The organism is Tannerella sp. (genome assembly GCF_052170195.1).
Taxonomy (GTDB): Bacteria; Bacteroidota; Bacteroidia; order Bacteroidales; family Tannerellaceae; genus Tannerella.
The window spans coordinates 13836-32471 of the sequence record NZ_JBQNAZ010000026.1 but is presented as its reverse complement, the minus strand read 5'-3'; the positions used below and the strand labels follow the sequence as shown (position 1 = coordinate 32471).

12 protein-coding genes and 1 tRNA gene are annotated in these 18636 nt (G+C 48.7%); 7 read left to right on the top strand and 6 right to left on the bottom strand.

The window, feature by feature from the left end; all coding sequences use genetic code 11:
- Positions 1-7 precede the first annotated feature (7 nt).
- A complete protein-coding gene (locus ACTTKA_RS08165) occupies positions 8-640 on the bottom strand; it encodes an HmuY family protein (protein WP_442724646.1) in 633 nt (210 codons plus the stop codon).
- Positions 641-1369: 729 nt separating this feature from the next.
- Here ACTTKA_RS08165 and ACTTKA_RS08160 point away from each other — a divergent pair.
- Together ACTTKA_RS08160 and ACTTKA_RS08155 are read left to right on the top strand one after the other, a co-directional pair.
- Entirely contained in the window at positions 1370-3910 is a 2541-nt protein-coding gene (locus tag ACTTKA_RS08160) for a ribonucleoside-diphosphate reductase subunit alpha (protein ID WP_442724645.1), read from the top strand.
- A 34-nt stretch (positions 3911-3944) separates the two neighbouring features.
- Positions 3945-4997 (top strand): ribonucleotide-diphosphate reductase subunit beta, encoded by a 1053-nt coding sequence (locus ACTTKA_RS08155; protein WP_385978027.1) that lies wholly within the window; start codon positions 3945-3947, stop codon positions 4995-4997.
- A 228-nt stretch (positions 4998-5225) separates the two neighbouring features.
- Here ACTTKA_RS08155 and ACTTKA_RS08150 read toward each other — a convergent pair whose 3' ends face one another.
- The 5 genes from ACTTKA_RS08150 to ACTTKA_RS08130 all read right to left on the bottom strand — a co-directional run bounded on the left by ACTTKA_RS08150 (position 5226) and on the right by ACTTKA_RS08130 (position 10344).
- Positions 5226-6446, bottom strand: a complete 1221-nt coding sequence (locus tag ACTTKA_RS08150) for a 6-bladed beta-propeller (RefSeq protein ID WP_442724644.1) — start codon at positions 6444-6446, stop codon at positions 5226-5228.
- Positions 6447-6706: 260 nt separating this feature from the next.
- Positions 6707-7396 (bottom strand): 2-C-methyl-D-erythritol 4-phosphate cytidylyltransferase, encoded by a 690-nt coding sequence (locus ACTTKA_RS08145; protein WP_442724643.1) that lies wholly within the window; start codon positions 7394-7396, stop codon positions 6707-6709.
- A gap of 13 nt (positions 7397-7409) precedes the next feature.
- Positions 7410-7613 (bottom strand): exodeoxyribonuclease VII small subunit, encoded by a 204-nt coding sequence (xseB, locus tag ACTTKA_RS08140; protein ID WP_442724642.1) that lies wholly within the window; start codon positions 7611-7613, stop codon positions 7410-7412.
- Between the two features lie 15 nt (positions 7614-7628).
- Positions 7629-8960, bottom strand: coding sequence for an exodeoxyribonuclease VII large subunit (xseA, locus tag ACTTKA_RS08135; protein WP_442724641.1), 1332 nt, complete (start codon positions 8958-8960; stop codon positions 7629-7631).
- On the bottom strand, positions 8947-10344 hold the full coding sequence (locus ACTTKA_RS08130) for a S8 family peptidase (protein ID WP_442724640.1): 1398 nt from the start codon (positions 10342-10344) through the stop codon (positions 8947-8949). The genes xseA and ACTTKA_RS08130 overlap by 14 nt, the downstream gene beginning before the upstream one ends.
- Positions 10345-10599: 255 nt before the next feature.
- Between ACTTKA_RS08130 and asnA the strand changes: the two genes are divergently transcribed.
- From asnA to ACTTKA_RS08105, 5 genes are all read left to right on the top strand, one after another.
- A complete protein-coding gene (gene asnA / locus ACTTKA_RS08125) occupies positions 10600-11634 on the top strand; it encodes an aspartate--ammonia ligase (RefSeq protein ID WP_442713604.1) in 1035 nt (344 codons plus the stop codon).
- A gap of 21 nt (positions 11635-11655) precedes the next feature.
- Positions 11656-13851 (top strand): glutamine synthetase III family protein, encoded by a 2196-nt coding sequence (locus tag ACTTKA_RS08120; protein ID WP_442724639.1) that lies wholly within the window; start codon positions 11656-11658, stop codon positions 13849-13851.
- A 219-nt stretch (positions 13852-14070) separates the two neighbouring features.
- The gene (locus ACTTKA_RS08115; protein ID WP_442724651.1) at positions 14071-15999 is read left to right on the top strand and encodes an NAD(+) synthase; all 1929 of its coding nucleotides are present in this window, start codon (positions 14071-14073) and stop codon (positions 15997-15999) included.
- 15 nt (positions 16000-16014) lie between these two features.
- Entirely contained in the window at positions 16015-18318 is a 2304-nt protein-coding gene (locus ACTTKA_RS08110; protein WP_442724650.1) for a patatin-like phospholipase family protein, read from the top strand.
- A 69-nt stretch (positions 18319-18387) separates the two neighbouring features.
- Positions 18388-18461, top strand: a tRNA-Arg gene (locus tag ACTTKA_RS08105).
- Positions 18462-18636 lie beyond the last annotated feature (175 nt).

Here is an 18636-nt window from a genome sequence, read left to right as displayed (position 1 = left end):
CGAAATGTTATTTGGGTTGAAATTCGTAATTAAAAGAGACATGGCCTTTCTCTTGCTTGTCGTTCGTAGCATCGGTGAACTTTATCTTGGCATAGCTTCCGTCTTTAAATTTTACTACGAAAACGGATTTGGAGAGTACGGGTGCCTTTCCCATAGGATTTTCCACAATCCATGTTTTGAGTACCGGATTTACTTTTGCTATACCGGCAACAGTAAATTTACTTTTCATCATATCCGCCATATTGAAACCGACCAACATTTTGTCTTTTATTTCCACGTCTTTCTTGTAATCGCCGACTGGAAGTCCTGTCACCTTGCTGAACTCCGTTTCTTTGGTGGCAATGGCTTCGCCTTCGTTTGTCCGTATATCGAAGCGATGAATCGCGATATGCCATTTAATTTTGATATCGGCTTCCGAACCTTTGGCCGGGATGGTTTCGAGAAGCTTTCCATTTTCCATCACATGCCATTCGCTGAAGTCGCGGTGTGTTTCCGTCTGGCCTGTCTCTAAATTCACATAGGTCCACATATCATATTTAGTGGCATCGATTGTTTTGGAGTTTTTGATCGTTTCTTTTACGTCGTCTTTTTTGTCACATCCGACGAATGCCAAACCGAGCGTAACAAACGCTAATGTCATTACATTTCTCATTTTCATAATCTAAATACCTAATGTTTTTAATTTAATTTTTATTTTACGGGTGCAAAAGTAGAGGTGTTCACAAAAGGGGGCAATCCCGAATTGTCGGTATTTTATGGCAATTTCTCCCCAATAATAGGGGTATCCCATCATGTTGGTACAAGTTGGTTGTTTTCTTTCTTGTCATAAAAAAAGGAATCGACGGTAATCACTTACGGCCGACTCCTGAAAAGAAATTTATTTGACTTACGTGGTTTACTGTTTATAATAGATCTCGTATAAAAATGTTTTTTTTATCTACTGCGATCTTTTAAAAATTCACAGTGCAAAGATACGGTGGCTTATCGCGCTCCGCAATCCCCATTTTAGGGGAAATTTTGCGTTCATGTCGCCAATAATGGTTAGTTTATGGTTCAAAAAGTCGGGAATGTGTGCCGAAAATATAATATTTTTGCCCTGTGAAACATTTTTTCGGGTCCTTACAAGTGTCGTTCGGTTGGTCTTACAAACCGAGATAGGCAAAGATAACGGAAAGTGTCGGTTACCCAATGGATGCTTTGAAAAAAAGTGTCGGACGATGTTTATTATGTGTTTTAAATGCTTTGTTTATTAGGTTTTTATCTTTTATCGGTTGTGAAAAAGCATTTATCCGGAGAGAAGACGAGGAGTTTGTTTTTCTCTCCCGATTGATGTACTTTTGCGGCCTCAAGAAACACAGCATAACACAAAATGGATTTCAAAAATATCATTAAGCGAGACGGAACGAAAGAGAGATATAACGTCTCGAAAATAAAGCGCGTGATACGTGCCGCCTTTGCAAGTATCAAAGAAGAGTGTCCTAAGGAAGCGTTGACTCGGCTTATCGAAAACGTAGAAGAACGACTCCGGGAACTTGCGAAGGAGGGCGAAATCAAGGTAGAGCAGATACAGGATGTGGTGGAGATTGAACTGATGCGTAACGGATTCTACCGTGAGGCTCGTCGTTTCATTCTGTATCGCGAAGAGCGGGCGAAGTACCGCGCCATCATTCTCGAAATAGAAGAAACGGTCACGCACAAGGGCATGCACCGCTTACTGAAAGATATACAGAAAGACTTTCCGCATCTGAACAAATCGTTCGATACGTTGGGGATGAAATACCGTTCGTTCCATAAGGCGACTATGACGCCCGACGAATGTTTGAAAGCCCTGATCCGCGCGGCTGTAGAATGTATCACGGCCGAAGAACCGGATTGGGAGTTCATTGCCGGCCGTTTATTAAGTTTTCAGAGTAAACTGAATGTCGGTCGGAAGATGGAAGCCCTTAAAATCGGTACGTTCTTCGATAAACTCACTTATCTCACGCGTGAGGGATACTATGGTCGATATATCCTTGAGCATTACTCGAAAGAAGAGATCGACGAGATTGAGACTTTCTTTGTTCCCGAGCGCGATCATCTGCTTACATACAGCGGGCTCGACCTGTTGCTGCGCCGTTATACGATACGTAACTTTACGCATGAGCAACTCGAAACGCCGCAGGAAATGTTTATGGGTATTGCCATGCATCTGGCCATGAATGAGCGGCATAATCGTTTACAGATTGTACGCGATATCTACGATATCCTCAGTAAACTGCAAGTGACGATGGCTACACCCACGATGGCCAATGCCCGCAAACCGCATTACCAGATGTCGAGCTGCTTTATCGATACGGTCCCCGATTCGCTCGACGGAATTTATCGGAGCATCACCAATTTTGCCAATGTTTCCAAATTCGGAGGCGGCATGGGACTCTATTTCGGAAAAGTACGCGCCAATGGCAGCGACATTCGCGGCTATAAAGGCGCGGCAGGCGGCGTTGTGCGATGGATCAAACTGGCGAACGACACGGCTGTGGCCGTCGATCAACTTGGCGTGCGCTCCGGAGCCGTAGCCTGCTATCTCGATGTATGGCATAAGGATATTCTTGATTTTTTGCAACTTCGCACGAATAATGGAGACGACCGCATGAAAGCGCACGATGTCTTTCCGGCCGTTTGCTACCCTGATCTTTTCTGGAAAATGGTGCGTGAAGATATGAATCAACCGTGGTATCTGATGTGTCCGCATGAGATTAAAAGCATCAAGGGCTATGAGCTTGAAGATTATTACGGTGAAGAGTGGGAGAGACGTTATCACGACTGCGTGAACGATTCCCGCATTCCCAAGACCGAGGTACAGCTCAAAGATATGATTCGTCTGATTCTGAAGTCGGCCATTGAAACAGGCACTCCGTTCGCCTTTTTCCGCGATACGGTGAACCGCGCCAATCCGAACAAACACAAAGGGATGATTTACTCCTCGAACCTCTGTGTCGAGATTGCACAAAACATGTCGGCCATTGAAAGCATTTCTACCGAAGTCGTAATTGCACCCGATGGAGATACGGTCATCGTGGAGAAATCACGTCCGGGCGATTTCGTGGTCTGCAACCTTTCCTCACTTGTTGTCAGCAAGATTAATTTTGACGACGAGCAAGAAGTGCGGCACGTATTACGAACCATCGTCCGTGCACTTGACAATGTGATCGACCTGAATTTCTATCCCATCGAATATGCACGTATCACGAACCGCCGCTACCGTCCTATCGGGCTCGGGGTGATGGGATACCATCACTTCCTGGCGAAAAAAGGCGTTGCATGGGAGAGCGAAGAACATTTGCAGTTGGCCGACAAGCTGATGGAAACGATTAACTACTACGCTATTCAAGCCAGTGCCGAGCTGGCGGCCGAGAAAGGAGGCTATGAATATTTTGAAGGGTCGGACTGGCAGACAGGCGACTATTTCCGACTGCGCCAATACGAAGGAACGCCGCGATGGGATGCGCTGGCAGAAGAAGTTCGCACGAAAGGGCTGCGAAACGGTTATCTGTTGGCCGTGGCTCCCACCAGCTCCACGTCGATCATTGCCGGAACGACGGCATGCACCGATCCTATCATGAACCGCTTCTTCCTCGAAGAAAAGAAAGGTTCCACCATCGCCCGTGTTGCGCCTGATCTGAACGATCGGACGTGGTGGCTCTACAAAAATGCGCACCTCATAGACCAGACATGGAGCATACGCGCGGCAGGCGTTCGACAGCGACATGTAGACCAGTCACAGAGTACGAACCTCTATATCACAAATGATTTTACCCTGCGTCAAGTGCTCGAACTCTACATCAAAGCATGGGAATGCGGTCTCAAAACCATCTACTACGTGCGCTCCAAGTCGCTCGAAGTCGAAGAATGCGAATCCTGCTCGTCCTGATTTCTTAACTATACATTATATATATTATATCATCATGAGTCATATACAAACCATTCAGCGCAAACCGCTCTTCAATGAGCACGGTGATACCGAACTGTCGAAAAAACGTATGATTAACGGCAACACCACCAATCTGAACGACTTCAATAATATGAAGTATAAATGGGTATCGGATTGGTATCGTCAGGCTATGAATAACTTCTGGATTCCTGAAGAGATCAATCTGAATCAAGACCTTAAAGACTACGCAAAACTCAGCGAGGCGGAGCGTACGGCTTACGATAAAATTCTGTCTTTCCTTATCTTCCTCGATAGCATTCAGACGGCCAACCTTCCGAACATCAGCGATTATATCACTGCAAGCGAGGTGAATCTCTGCCTGAATATCCAAACCTTTCAGGAAGCCGTGCACTCACAGAGCTATAGTTATATGCTCGACACCATCTGCTCGCCCGAACAGCGTGACGCCATCCTGTATCAGTGGAAGAACGATGAGGTGCTGCTTAACCGCAATAAATTCATCGGCAATCTCTACAATGCTTTCATGGAAGATAAAAGCGTGGAACAGTTTATGCGCGTGCTTATCGCCAATTATATTCTCGAAGGTATTTATTTTTATTCGGGATTCATGTTTTTCTACAACCTCGGACGAAACGGCAAAATGCCCGGATCGGCACAGGAAATTCGTTATATCAATCGCGACGAAAATACGCATTTGTGGCTTTTCCGTAACATCATTCTCGAGATGAAACAGGAATGTCCGGAAATGTTTACTCCCGAACTGATTGAAGAATACCGTGCCATGATTGCCAAAGGGGTGGAGGAAGAGATCAAGTGGGGCGAATACGTACTGGGCGATAAAATCGAAGGGCTGACTACCGAAATGATACGCGATTACATCCGATATCTGGGTAATCTGCGCATTAGATCGCTTGGTTTCGATCCGCTTTTCGAGGGATATACTTCCGAACCGGCCTCGATGTCATGGGTATCGCAATATTCGAATGCCAATATGATCAAGACCGACTTCTTCGAAGCGCGTTCTACGGCTTATGCTAAATCAAGCGCGCTGGTTGATGATCTGTAACGCTGTGTAATAAATATTTGTGATGAGTGTTGAGTTGTTTAGGCGAATAAACAGTTCAACACGAAAACAATCCATCTGCTTAAAGCTTTAACACGTGCTGGGATGTTTTTACAGGGCTACTTGCAAGAGCATTTGAACCAATTGATATGAGGGAAAAGACTAATCTTTTAGCCTTTATATCAAGTTCCATAAATACAAGAAACAGTCGTTTGTCTGTATTGATAATTGTTAAAAATCCATTAATTCGAAAAAGATCAACAGAGGATTGTCATCTTCTTTCATGTTCGCGATAATTTTTTTATCCTTCTCGGATAGAAACATGCTGTTAAATAACAAAGAATCTGAAGATGAAGGGTAATGAAGAGAAATAAAATAGTTTCTATAGGATGAAACAGGAAATCCTATGGATGGTATTTGTTTTTCACTGTCATAAATGGCATGAGTGCCCCCTGTCAGTTTTTTTGATTTTTTATCCCTGTATATTATCGTGTTAAATCCAATGTAATCATTCATTAAGAAAAAAGCATCTTGGTGTTCCGTTTCCAAATACTCTCCTAAAAAATAGTAATAGTTGTTGTTTTTAATTGCATCGCGAAATTCCGGCATGGAACCTTCTAAGAACTTGTCAGGAAGTCTTTTCTTTTCAAAATCCAAAACAAATTTTGAGTCAAGTTGATTGGTCGTACTTGTATATTGATAGATCGTATCTACAAATCTTTGTGTTATGTTAAAGGTATAGTTATGATATAAGTAGTTATATCCTCCGTAGTTAATATTGTTAAAGTAAAAAGGTAATGCTACTGACTTTAGTTTAAAGTTCTTGTCCGTTACAAATAAAGTATGGTCTTTAAATTTTCCTAAATGCCCATTTCCTTGTTGATCAAGCGTTTTAAAAATGTACCCGTCGGGGATAACATGAAAATTATAGAATCCGAAAGGCAGTCTTTTCTGTTCGATGAACTTACCATTCGAGGTATAAAAAAGTAGAAATGGATGCTGATATAGCACCAGCTCTCTTTTTTCGGAATCGTAGGACACATCATACAATCGATAAATCTCTCCGGGCCCTTGTCCGTGGCTCAATCTTTTTATAAACCTACCATTCTGATCAAAAATGGCGACTCCTCCCCCTTTAAGTCTGTCGTGAATGTAGATATTGGAGTCGGTAACGATGATTTTATATATGGCATCCAACAGACTTTCATCGGTCGTTTCCAAGGGAACCACCTTGATCTCTTTGATCAATTCTTCCAGGTTGAATTCCTGCGGTTTCAGGAACGAATTTACATCTACAATTTCTACGGATCGATTGTCGGGGGTTAGTACAAGGGTACTATCAAGTGCCAATGAATTTATTTGCTCTGCACTGTATCGAAATCTTTCAGGAGCGTTTGTGCAGGCTGCGATCAAGACAAAAAGGGCAGACGCTAAGAAGATATACTTTTTCATAGAATTATGTTTTTTGTTTTTAAACTTGTTTGATTTATGTTAGGGGAGCAATTATTCTGTTTATATCGAAAACGTCTTTACTTCCTATCTCTTATTTACTCCTCGATGTGAATCTCATTTTTCATAGCTCTATCATTATTATCCAAACTATTAAGTCTATAATTTGACAAAAGTAGAGAAAATATGAAAATATATCAAAATATAAGTGGCGTTTTTTTAATTTTTTGCGTTTGTTATGCGTGTTGTTACATGTTTATAGTCTAATTTTCAGGAGAATTATGTGTTTGCTCTTTTGCAAGTATTTTGGCCCATCGCCAATCGACGGGCGTAGTGATTTTGATGTTTTCGCGGTTACCGTCGACTAAATGAATGGGATATCCGGCAGCCTCGACGAGTGACGCGTCGTCGGTAAATTGTGATTGGTAAGGTTGTTCGTAGGCATGGCGCAGCCAGTCGGCCCGAAAGACCTGTGGCGTCTGCACGATGCGCAATCGTTCCCGGTCGAACGGACGACTTTGCATCCCGTTGACTTCGCGCACGGAGTCGATCATGGGAAGGACGGGGACAGCAGCTCCGAACTGTTCGGCTGCCGCGAAGCACGCGTCGATCACGGCATGCGAAACGAAAGGGCGTACACCGTCGTGTACGGCGATCCATCCGTCTCCGTCGACACTTTGCAACCCGTTGCGCACGGAGTGGAAACGGGTCTCTCCTCCATGCACTGTGCGGTGCGGTATCGCGCAGTTTAGTTCGCGGCAGAGCATCTGCCAGTAAGCCTGTTGTTCTTCGGGCAGGACGATGATCTGTTCGGCTGCCGCATCCCAACGGAAGAAAGCGTCCATGGTGTGCATCAGAACCGGGCGACCGTGCAGCGGGATGAACTGTTTCGGCAGTTCGCCGCCCATACGCAGGCCTTTGCCGCCTGCCACGAGAATGACCGTGCGTTTCATCTATTATTATGTATTATGCCTGATCCAATGTGTTGAGAATCTTCTTCACTTCTTCGTCGGCTTTGAAGAGCTTTTCTCTGCACAGCTTAATCAGCCGGCTGGCTTCTTTCACCTTTTCCGAAAGCACGTCTACATCCAGCTCGCCGCTTTCGATATCCTGAATGATGCCCCGAAGTTTCTCAATCGCCTTATTGTATGACTCCTTTTTTTCTGCCATGGTCGTTCTATCTGTTTATGTTAAAATTTTTCCTTTTCGTTCGCCGTCGGTAAACTTGACGAATATTTCGTCGCCTGCTGATAAGTCGGCCGCATGTTTGACAATTTTTCCATCCTTGAGTGTCAACGTATAGCCTCGTTTCAGGATATGATCCGGCGACACCAGCCTGATATGCTGTTCGCTGAGTGCAAGCTCATGGGTGTGGCGGGTCAGCATGGCATCGGCTGCCTTCCGGATATGCACGGGGACGAGTTCGAGCTGTTCCGCATGCTTCTCAAGGTGCTTCGGCACGGACGACAGACGGGCTGTCAGCGTGTGCAAGCTTGTCCGATGACGCTCAAGATGTCCGGTAACGAATACCGGAAAACGCGTGGCCAGTATCTGCCATGTCGTTTTCTTTGCTGTCAGCTGGTTACGTGTCGCTTCGCAGACGGTTTCCCGCAGCTCGTCGAGCAGGGCAAGCTGCTCTGCCATGCGGTTGATCAGAAACGCGGCTACGGCCGTCGGTGTTTTCATACGCGTATGGGCTACCTTGTCGACGATCGAATCGTCGCGTTCGTGCCCGATGCCGGTAATGATGGGCAAGGGGAATTGCGCACAGTTGGCGGCCAGCGTATATGAGTCGAAGCTGCTTAAATCGGCTGCCGATCCTCCGCCGCGAATCAGTACGACGACGTCGAACAGTTCGCGATGAACGTAAATCCGCTCTAGTGCGGCGATTACGCTTTCCTCCGTTTTCTCGCCCTGCATCAGCGCCGGGAAAAGTTTGACGTAGAATGGAAAGCCGTAGTCGTTATGGGTTAGCTGATTGACAAAGTCTTCGTAGCCGGCTGCCGTCGGCGAGGAAATAACTGCGATGCGCTGGGGCAGTATGGCTAATGTAAGTTCCTTATTCAGGTCGAATACGCCTTCTTCCTGTAAACGGCGGATCACTTCCATACGCTTTCGGGCCATGTCGCCAACTGTATAGGACGGATCGATATCGTGAACGGTCAGCGAGAGCCCGTACAGTTCGTGATATCCGACGGAGACATTAACGAGTACTTTCAGGCCGGAGATGAAGGTTTGCTTCGTTTCCTGTTCGAAATACGTTCTCAATATCGCGAAATTACGCGCCCAGATCGTGCCGCGCGACTTGGCGACGAGTTGTCCCGATGTCTCGTCTTTTTCCACCAATTCGAGATAGCAGTGTCCGGAGGTTGCATTGACGCGCACCTCACTCGTTTCGGCGCGTACCCAATACGTTCCGGGCAGTGCCTCGTCGAGAGCAGTTTTCACCAACCGGTTCAGTTCCGTCAGCGACAGGGCGTCCGGCCGTTCGCTTCGGATGTCGTTAAAGGAGTTCATTCATCTCCTTTCTGTATGCTTTATACATGTCCGGCACGCCATATCCCAGTTCCGCATCCGGATGTTTCGATCGGGAAGCCGTTTGCCGGATCAAGTCAATCAGTTCTTTATTTTTCAACCACGAGAGCGACTGCCAGAGGCATGCGCAAAGTCCTGCCAGTGTGGGGGTGGAAAAAGACGTGCCGTCGACCCATTGAAGCCGGCCGGCCGCGTTGATCACGCAGACGTTCGTACCCAGTGCAACCACATCGGGTTTCACCCGATAGTCGGCCGTCAATCCGGTAGAGCTGAAAGCGCTCTTCGTTTTTTCGGTGGTTACGGCGCCTACGGTGAGTATGTTGGGCGCATCGGCCGGGAAGGTGATCTTCTGCCATTCGTTTTTCCCCTCGTTCCCTGCGCTGCAAATAATCAGCATTCCTTTGCTTGCCGCTTCTTCGGCTACGCGTGTGATAAATGCCGTTCTTCCGTTCAGGTCGGCACGGGTATAAACCGGTTCCGTATCGAACTGAAAATAGCCCAGCGAGCAGGTGATGAGATCGACCCCGACACTGTCGGCATATTCCAGCGCTGCTGCATAGAAATCTTCTTCGATCGGATACTCGCCTCTTGTATCTTCGCTTTTGATGAGCAGATAAGACGCGTCGGGCGCTGTGCCGACCATCACGCCGGGCAGGTTGGCTGCCATACACGATAAGACTTTCGTTCCGTGATCATCTTCGCAAAAGACGCTGTTCCCGGGAAAAGACATGTTGCGTGTTCCGATAATATCGGTCGAAGTAAACGCTGCGATCTTGTCTACGTGCAGGAAGCCGGCATCGATAACGGCAATGCGCATCCCCTTTCCGTGCCGGCCGGCTTCGTGCAGCCGCACTCCGTTCAGTATCTCGATCTGTGTCGTGGCATGTCCGTAATATGCCTGTGATACCGTGTCGTACGATTCGAATACGCCTGTATCGTCCGGACAATCGACTTGCTGCAACCGGTTCCGGCCGTGCCATACGCACCGGACGGAATCGACGATCGGCAAGGCTTTCAGCCGGTCGGCAATCAGGCTGTCGGTATGTTCGATCACGACGGTGTTCATCCATTTACTTTGCGTAATTATTTGTCCGCCCGTAGCGCCGACCGTGCGAATATACCCGGGTGAAATCGGGATGTCGGAAACCGACAGCTCAACCCCGCGCTTTGCTCGTCTTTCGACCGACTCGGCCGAAAGGTAAAGCCTCGCATCCGTCCGGCCCGGAGCTTTTACTCCCTTATCTTTCAAATACACCCGAAAGCAGTAGCTTTTGCCGTCTGCGGCCGAGAGACTTTCCGGCATGCACGTGCACAAATACAGTCCTGTCAGCATGCCGAGATATTTCCATCGTTTGCTTGTCTTCACCTCGTTTTGTATTTTCGCACAAAAGTAATATAAAACGGTATGCACTCCCATTTGATCCTTCTTGCCTTTTGTTATTTTAACATTGATGTCGGAGTAGGGGAGTATCTTTTCAAAAAAACGTACTTTTGGCTTGCCGTATTTCCGGAAGGAATACTACTTTTGTCGGATATTAGCGTTTTTTGATCGTTGTTACACGGGGATGAGAACGACATAAAGTCTCCCGGATAAGAAATTACAAAACAAAGCAATAGTAAAATGAAATTGTACATTCCGGCCGATTATCGGCCGACTTTGGCTTCGGAGGATATGGAAGAGGCTATCAAAATGTTGAAACGGGTTTTTCAGGAAGAACTGGCGGCCACATTGAAACTGCGGCGGGTAACCGCTCCGCTCTTCGTTTTTTCAGGCACCGGGATGAATGACGACCTGAACGGGGTGGAGCGTGCCGTATCGTTTCCTATTAAAGATATGAACGACCGTCGCGCCGAAGTGGTGCACTCGCTGGCTAAATGGAAACGGATGAAGCTCGGCTTTTACAATATCCCGCCAGGCGAAGGGCTTTATACCGATATGAACGCGATCCGCGCCGATGAGGAACTGGACAATATCCATTCGATCTACGTTGATCAGTGGGACTGGGAGCGTACGATCCGTGCCGAAGACCGTCATCTCGATTTTCTGCGTATGATCGTCGATCAAATTTATGGCGTTCTCAAGACGGTGGAAGAAAAGACGTACCGTTCTTTTCCGCATATTACCCCGTTTCTGCCGGATAAGATCACGTATCTGCATGCCGAAGAGTTGCTGGCTGCCTGTCCGGACATGTCGCCTAAAGACCGGGAGTATGAGGCGGCGAAGAAATACGGTGCGATTTTCATCATCGGAATCGGGGCAACCCTCTCGAACGGCGAGAAACATGACGGCCGCGCTCCGGATTACGACGACTGGTCGACCCCGACGGTTGACGGGCATCGGGGACTGAACGGCGACATTATCCTGTGGAACCCGGTCCTCGACGCACCGCTCGAAATATCGTCGATGGGGATTCGTGTCGACAGGGAAGCGATGCTTCGTCAGCTCGAACTTGAAAATTGCATGGAACGCCGGTCGCTGGCGTTTCACAGGGCGTTGCTGAACGGTGAGATTCCGCTATCGATAGGGGGAGGCATCGGGCAGTCGCGCTTGTGCATGTATTTCCTCCGCTGCGCGCATATCGGCGAGGTGCAGGCGTCGTTATGGTCAGACGAGATGATCGAACAATGTAGAGCAAATCATATCATTTTGAAATAAAAACGAATCCCGGTAATCGTTATGAGTACGTTACGATTTAAAGCAGTAGAAGAGGCTTTCAGGAAGAAAGCGCTGGACGTTCAAGCGCCGGAAGGGCCGATGTCCGGGTTTTACGGAAAATATGTTTTTACGTATTCCGTCATGAAAAAATATCTGTCGAAAGACACGATCAGCGTCATCAAGGATGCTGTGGAAAAAGGACAGACGTTAGACCGCGGCATTGCCGACCACGTAGCCGCAGGCATGAAGATGTGGGCAATGGAGCTGGGCGCCACGCACTACACGCACTGGTTTCAGCCGTTGACCGATGGGACGGCGCAGAAGCACGACTCGTTCATCGATTACGTAGATGGGCCGGGCGAAAGCATTACCGAAGAATTTTCCGGCAAATTGCTGGCGCAGCAGGAGCCGGACGCGTCGAGCTTTCCGAGCGGAGGTATCCGCAGCACGTTCGAGGCGCGCGGATATACGGCTTGGGACCCTTCGTCGCCGGCATTTGTCATGGACGACACGTTGTGCATCCCCACCATTTTCATCTCTTATACCGGTGAAGCGCTCGACCTGAAAGCTCCGCTGTTGAAAGCCGTCAATGCCATCAACAGGGCTGCGACAGACGTGTGTCATTATTTCGACCCGAACGTGAAAAAAGTGTCGTCTTATCTGGGATGGGAGCAGGAATATTTTCTTGTGGACGAAGGGTTTTACGCTACACGCCCCGACTTGTTGATGACCGGTCGGACACTGCTTGGGCATGAGTCGGCCAAGAACCAGCAACTCGAAGATCACTATTTCGGTTCGATCCCGACGCGTGTCACGGCATATATGAAAGACCTCGAATTTGAGGCCTGCAAATACGGCATCCCGCTCAAAACGCGCCACAACGAGGTTGCTCCGAACCAGTTTGAACTGGCACCGATCTACAGCGAAACGAACCTTTCCATCGATCAGAACCAGTTGATCATGTTGCTGATGAAAAAGGTAGCCCGTCGTCACGGCTTTCGCGTGTTGCTGCATGAAAAACCGTTTGCCGGCGTGAACGGCTCCGGCAAGCACTGCAACTGGTCGATCGGTACGGACACAGGCGTGGGGCTGCTTACCCCGGGCAAGACGCCGGAAGAGAATCTGCGCTTTATCACTTTTCTCGTCAATACGCTGATGGCTGTTTATAAACACAACGGCTTGCTCAAGGCATCCATCAGCTCGGCTACGAACGTGCACCGTCTGGGAGCACACGAAGCGCCGCCGGCCATCATCTCCGCCTTCCTCGGCACCCACATGAACGATATCCTCAATAAGATGGAGCAAAGTACGACGGAAAAGGTGATCATCCTCGATAAAAAGAAAAAGCTGCGGCTCGGCATAACCCATATCCCGGAGGTGCTGCTTGATAATACCGACCGTAACCGTACATCGCCCTTTGCTTTTACGGGTAACCGCTTTGAGTTTCGCGCTGTCGGATCGTCGGCCAACTGCTCGTCGGCCATGACGGCGCTCAATGCCGCGGTGGCGGCGCAACTGATGGAGTTCAAGGCGTCGGTCGATGCGAAGATCGCACAGGGCGAAACGAAGGAACGAGCTATCTTTGAAGTGCTCAAAGAGTATATCCGCATCTCGAAACCGATTCGCTTCGAGGGCAACGGATACAGCGAGGAGTGGCGGCAAGAGGCCAAGAAGCGAGGACTGAACTGCGAAACGAGTGTGCCCGAAATTTTCCGCATGTACACAAGTCGCGAGAGTGTGGAGATGTTTGCCCTGACGGGGGTGATGAGCCGTAAAGAACTTGAGGCACGCAACGAGGTGAAATGGGAGATATACACGAAAAAGATTCAGATCGAGGCGCGTGTGCTGGGCGATCTGGCCGTCAACCATGTCATCCCGATTGCTACGCGTTACCAGTCGCTGCTGCTCGACAATGTGTACAAAATCAAGGCTGTTTATCCTCCCAAGCGGGCGAAAGAGCTTGCGTCGATGGATGCTGCGCTGATCGAAGAAATTGCCGGGCATGTAAGCGCCATTAAGCGTAATGTGGATGCGATGATCGAGGCACGTAAGGTAGCAAACAGGATCACCGACGAATATGCGAAAGCGGTCGCATACCACGATAAGGTGTGGCCGTATTTCGACGTGATCCGTTACCACGCCGACAAGCTGGAACTGATTGTGGACGACGAAATGTGGTCGTTGCCGAAATACCGCGAGTTGCTCTTTATCCGGTAAGCCTGGCGGCGGTGTGTCATAACGGGCGAACTGCTTCGTTGCTTGCGGAATGCGAGCTCGATCACATACGTTAGTATGCTCCCTCGCTCGCATCCTTAGCGCCTTGCATTTCACCCATTCTGACACACCTAAAAAGGGTGGTCTCAAACATTGTGTTTTATACACCCTCGAAGTGTTCGGACTTTTACTAATTTTGCAAAAAAAAAAAACGATACGATGATGAAATACGGATATGTGAAAATAGCGGCCGGTGTGCCGCCGGTACGGGTGGCCGACTGCCATTACAATACGGCGCAGATCGAACAGATGATTCGCCGGGCGGAAGAGCAGGGCGTACAGTGGATCGTGTTCCCCGAACTGTCTGTGACCGGATATACATGCATGGATTTGTTTATGCAGGAATGCCTGCTGCGCGAAGCCGAACAGGCGCTGCTGGAACTCGTGCAACGTACGAAAGCCGTTGATGTCGTATGTGTTGTGGGGATGCCGCTGGCGGTTGAGAATCGCTTGCTCAATGCGGCTGTCGTTTTTCATCGCGGCGAAATCCTCGGAGCCGTACCGAAAACATACTTGCCCGACTGCGGGGAGTTTCAGGAGACGCGGTGGTTCACCTCGGGCGAAGACGTAACGACGCGAACCGCTCGCATCGGCGCGACGACCTGCCCGATGGCACCGCGTTTGCTTTTCACCTCCGGCTCCGTAGCCGTAGGGATCGAGATCGGCGAAGATCTCCGGATGCCTGTCCCGCCCAGCTCGGTGATGGCTTTGCAGGGAGCGAACATTATCCTTAATCTCTCGGCCGGCAGTGAACAGACGGGAAAGAACGATGATTTGAAGATGCTGATCCGGCAACAGTCGGCACGCTGCGCGGCGGGCTATGTGTATGCCTCGGCGGGGTTTGGCGAGTCGACGACCGACCTTGTCTATGCCGGAAAGGCTTTTATCGCCGAGAACGGGACGATGCTGGGAGAGTCGGATCGTTTCTCGTTGAACGAGAAACTGCTCATCAGCGAGATTGATGTCGCAGCGCTGTGTCACGATCGGCTCGTGAAGACGAACTTTTCGAAAGGCGCTTCCGTATTACGCTGCGGTGAACCGCTGTGTGTTTCCTTCCGCTTGCCCGAAAGAAAAGAAACCGCCCTGACACGTTTCATCGATCCGCATCCGTTCGTTCCCTCGACCGGTGCCGAATATGACGAACGTTGCAACGAAATATTCCGCATCCAAACGAATGCGTTGGCCAAGAGGCTGGTGCACACGCAGATCAAGCATGCCGTCATCGGCGTATCCGGTGGGTTGGACTCCACGCTGGCGCTGATGGCTACGGTGATGACCTTCGATGCCCTCAATCTGCCGCGCAAACAGATTCACGGCGTCACTATGCCGGGCTTCGGCACGACCGGACGGACATACCGCAACGCCGTTGCCCTGATGGAAGCACTAGGCATTACGCTGCACGAGATATCAATCAAGGCCGCCTGTCAACAGCACTTCAAAGACATCGGTCATGACGGCGTGACACAAGATGTGACCTACGAGAACGTGCAGGCACGTGAACGGACGCAAATCCTGATGGATCTGGCCAACCTCAAGAACGGACTCGTTATCGGCACAGGCGATTTGTCCGAACTCGCACTTGGCTGGACTACGTATAACGGCGATCACATGTCGATGTATGCCCTTAACGTCGGCATCCCCAAAACGCTCGTGCGCTGTCTGGTTAAGTGGGTCGCTGCTCATCCGGCAGGAGAGGCTGTCCGCGAGACGCTTCTCGATATTGCCGATACGCCCGTCAGCCCCGAATTGCTTTCGGCGGCTGCCGACGATACAAATCACCAAAAGACGGAAGACCTTATCGGGCCGTACGAACTGCACGATTTCTTCATCTATCACCTGATGCGCTTCGGGGCATCGCCGGCCAAGATATTCTTCTTAGCCTGCCAAGCCTTTGGGAAGAGTTATGCGCCCGAAGAAATTAAGCGGTGGCTGCAAATCTTCGTGCGCCGCTTCTTTGCGCAGCAGTTTAAACGAAACTGCATGCCCGACGGCCCGAAAGTCGCTGCCGTCAGCCTTTCGCCCCGTAGCGACTGGCGCATGCCCAGTGATGCCTCGGCAGCACTCTGGCTCAAAGAGGTCGAAAATCTGTAGGGTATGAATGTAATGATGAAACGTCTGAAAATATTTTGCCTTTTGGGGATGATGTTTTGCCAACCCGCACTCAAGGCGCAGACCGTAGGACTTGTTTTGAGTGGCGGCGGAGCGAAAGGCGCTGCCCATCTGGGGGTGATCAAAGCGCTCGAAGAAAATAATATCCCGATCGATTATGTGACGGGTACCTCCATCGGGGCGATTGTGGGCAGCCTCTATGCAGTGGGCTATACGGCCGACGAGATGCTGGAATTGATGCTCTCGGACGAGTTTGGCTACTGGCAGAAAGGAACCGTCGAAGACGAGTATGTCTATTACTTTAAGAAGCCCGACGATACGCCGGATTTTATGCACTTCTCCATCGATTTCTCCGATTCGATGCAGATCCGTACCAACCTCCTTCCGCAAAGTATCATCAACCCCATCCAGATGAATCAGGCTTTCATGGCTCTGTACGCGCAGCCTACGGCCAAGTCGGGATGGAATTTCGATCATCTCTTTGTTCCGTTCCGTTGCATCAGCTCGGATGTGTATAATAAAAAGGCTGTCATCTGGCGGAATGGTGATTTGTGCGAAGCCGTGCGTTCGTCCATGACGTTTCCGTTCTTCTTCAAGCCGGTCTGGAAAGATGGTATTCCGCTTTTCGACGGAGGAATTTACAATAATTTCCCGGTCGATGTCATGAAGTCGGATTTCGAACCCGATTTTATTTTCGGATCGTCTGTGGCCGGAGCCGCTAAACCCTCGACCGACCCGATGAAACAGATCGAAACGATGGTGATGCAAGCTACCGACTATCATGTCGACGAAGAAGACGGCATGATGCTGCAGTTTGACTTTCCGGATGTTTCGTTGCTCGATTTTCAACGTGTCAAAGAATTGATGGATATCGGTTATCGCCGTACGCTCGAAATGATTGACTCCATCAAGCAGCGTGTACCCAGAGAAGTGCCGCACAGCGAACTTAACGCACGTCGTAAGGCTTATAAAGAAAGTCTTCCACCCCTTAAATTCAAGAATATTTATATCACGGGTGTAACCGACGCCCAGCGTCGCTATGTGCGTGAGCAATTGCATCGCGATATCAACGGCGAATTCTCAATGGAAGAATTCAAGCAAGCCTATTTCAAGATGCTCTCGGATTCGAAAATCAAAGAAATCATTCCTCATGCCGTATATAACCGTAAGAATCAGAACTTCGATCTGTACCTCGATATTAAAATCGGAGAAGAACTAAACGTCAGTATCGGTGGAAATATTTCTTCTCATCAGGCAAACCAGTTGTTTCTTGGTCTGGACTATCAGAGCCTCGGTGAACAGGCCGTCGACCTCAATGCGAATGTGCAGATGGGGAACTCATTCAGTGGAATCTCCCTGAACGGACGTGCTTACCTGCAAACTGCCATTCCGATGTATCTGCATCTTCAAGCCGTTTTCTCGTATCGTAAATACATGCAGAATCAGTCGTTGTTCTATGAAGACCTTCTTCCCGCCTTCATCAAAAAACGCGAGAAATTTGTCAAACTCAAACTTGGACTGCCTTTTATGACCAAAGCTAAAGCGGAGTTCGGACTGGGATACGGACGACTGAGTGATGACTACTACCAGCGAAGCGATATTTCGTTCGCTGAATCGAAGTTCGACAAAAGCTGGCATGATCTCTTTCGTACATCCGTACGGATTGAAAGCAACTCGCTTAATGCAAAACAATATCCCACTGGAGGGAAGCAGTATTTTCTCACAGCACAGTATGTCACCGGAAAAGAGACTTATCACCCCTCAGAGGGAACGCGCGCTAAACAACCCGTACAAAGCTGGCTTCAGGTGAAAGGACGACTCGAAAACTACTCCGTGATAAGTCGTCGTTTCCGGCTTGGAATGATGGCTGAAGCACTTTTTTCGAGCAAGAATCTGATGAGTAACTATACGGCTTCCATATTGCAGGCGCCAGCATTTACACCTACGCCGCACAGTAAGATTACATTCAACGAAGGCTTTCGTTCCAATCAATACGTCGCTGCCGGTATCATGCCTGTCTTTACATTTAATGATATGTTGCATCTGCGTATCGAAGGGTACGGATTCCTGCCTCTTTACCCTATCGAAAAGGAGCGGTTTATACCGGAACCTTATACCAATATTCCGCGTTATGGAAAAATGATTCAGACTTTCCGCTATATGGGAGAAGCTGCCTTGGTGCTGAATTTTCCTTTCGTCTCTGTCAGCCTGTTTGCCAATGGATACAGCTATCCGAAGAACGATTTCAATGTGGGGTTGAATATCGGCTTTCTTATCTTTAATCCGGGATTTTTGGAATAAAATCATTTTTTTGTTTGGTAGTTTCAAAAAAAGCCTTACCTTTGCCGTCGAAATTTTGAAAGAGTAATTGGCCGCGTAGCTCAACTGAATAGAGTAGCTGACTACGGATCAGCCGGTTACAGGTTTGAATCCTGTCGCGGTCACTCTTTTTGATTTCTCCCCTCTCTTTATTATTCCTCTTTCCTTTTTTACATTGGTAAACTGTGTGACAATAGGTTTCTATTGTCTTTTAGATGCAGATTCTGCGACTTCGTGATTTTTATTTTACCTCGCTTGGAAATACCTCTATTTTCACTTATTTTTGTCACCTTAATCAAA

Bases quoted from the DNA above. Each gene is read 5' to 3' on its own strand.
- ACTTKA_RS08165 (WP_442724646.1), bottom strand. From the start codon at position 640: ATGACATTAGCGTTTGTTACGCTCGGTTTGGCATTCGTCGGATGTGAC.
- ACTTKA_RS08160 (WP_442724645.1), top strand. From the start codon at position 1,370: ATGGATTTCAAAAATATCATTAAGCGAGACGGAACGAAAGAGAGATAT.
- ACTTKA_RS08155 (WP_385978027.1), top strand. From the start codon at position 3,945: ATGAGTCATATACAAACCATTCAGCGCAAACCGCTCTTCAATGAGCAC.
- ACTTKA_RS08150 (WP_442724644.1), bottom strand. From the start codon at position 6,446: ATGAAAAAGTATATCTTCTTAGCGTCTGCCCTTTTTGTCTTGATCGCA.
- ACTTKA_RS08145 (WP_442724643.1), bottom strand. From the start codon at position 7,396: ATGAAACGCACGGTCATTCTCGTGGCAGGCGGCAAAGGCCTGCGTATG.
- xseB (WP_442724642.1), bottom strand. From the start codon at position 7,613: ATGGCAGAAAAAAAGGAGTCATACAATAAGGCGATTGAGAAACTTCGG.
- xseA (WP_442724641.1), bottom strand. From the start codon at position 8,960: ATGAACTCCTTTAACGACATCCGAAGCGAACGGCCGGACGCCCTGTCG.
- asnA (WP_442713604.1), top strand. From the start codon at position 10,600: ATGAAATTGTACATTCCGGCCGATTATCGGCCGACTTTGGCTTCGGAG.
- ACTTKA_RS08120 (WP_442724639.1), top strand. From the start codon at position 11,656: ATGAGTACGTTACGATTTAAAGCAGTAGAAGAGGCTTTCAGGAAGAAA.
- ACTTKA_RS08115 (WP_442724651.1), top strand. From the start codon at position 14,071: ATGAAATACGGATATGTGAAAATAGCGGCCGGTGTGCCGCCGGTACGG.
- ACTTKA_RS08110 (WP_442724650.1), top strand. From the start codon at position 16,015: ATGAAACGTCTGAAAATATTTTGCCTTTTGGGGATGATGTTTTGCCAA.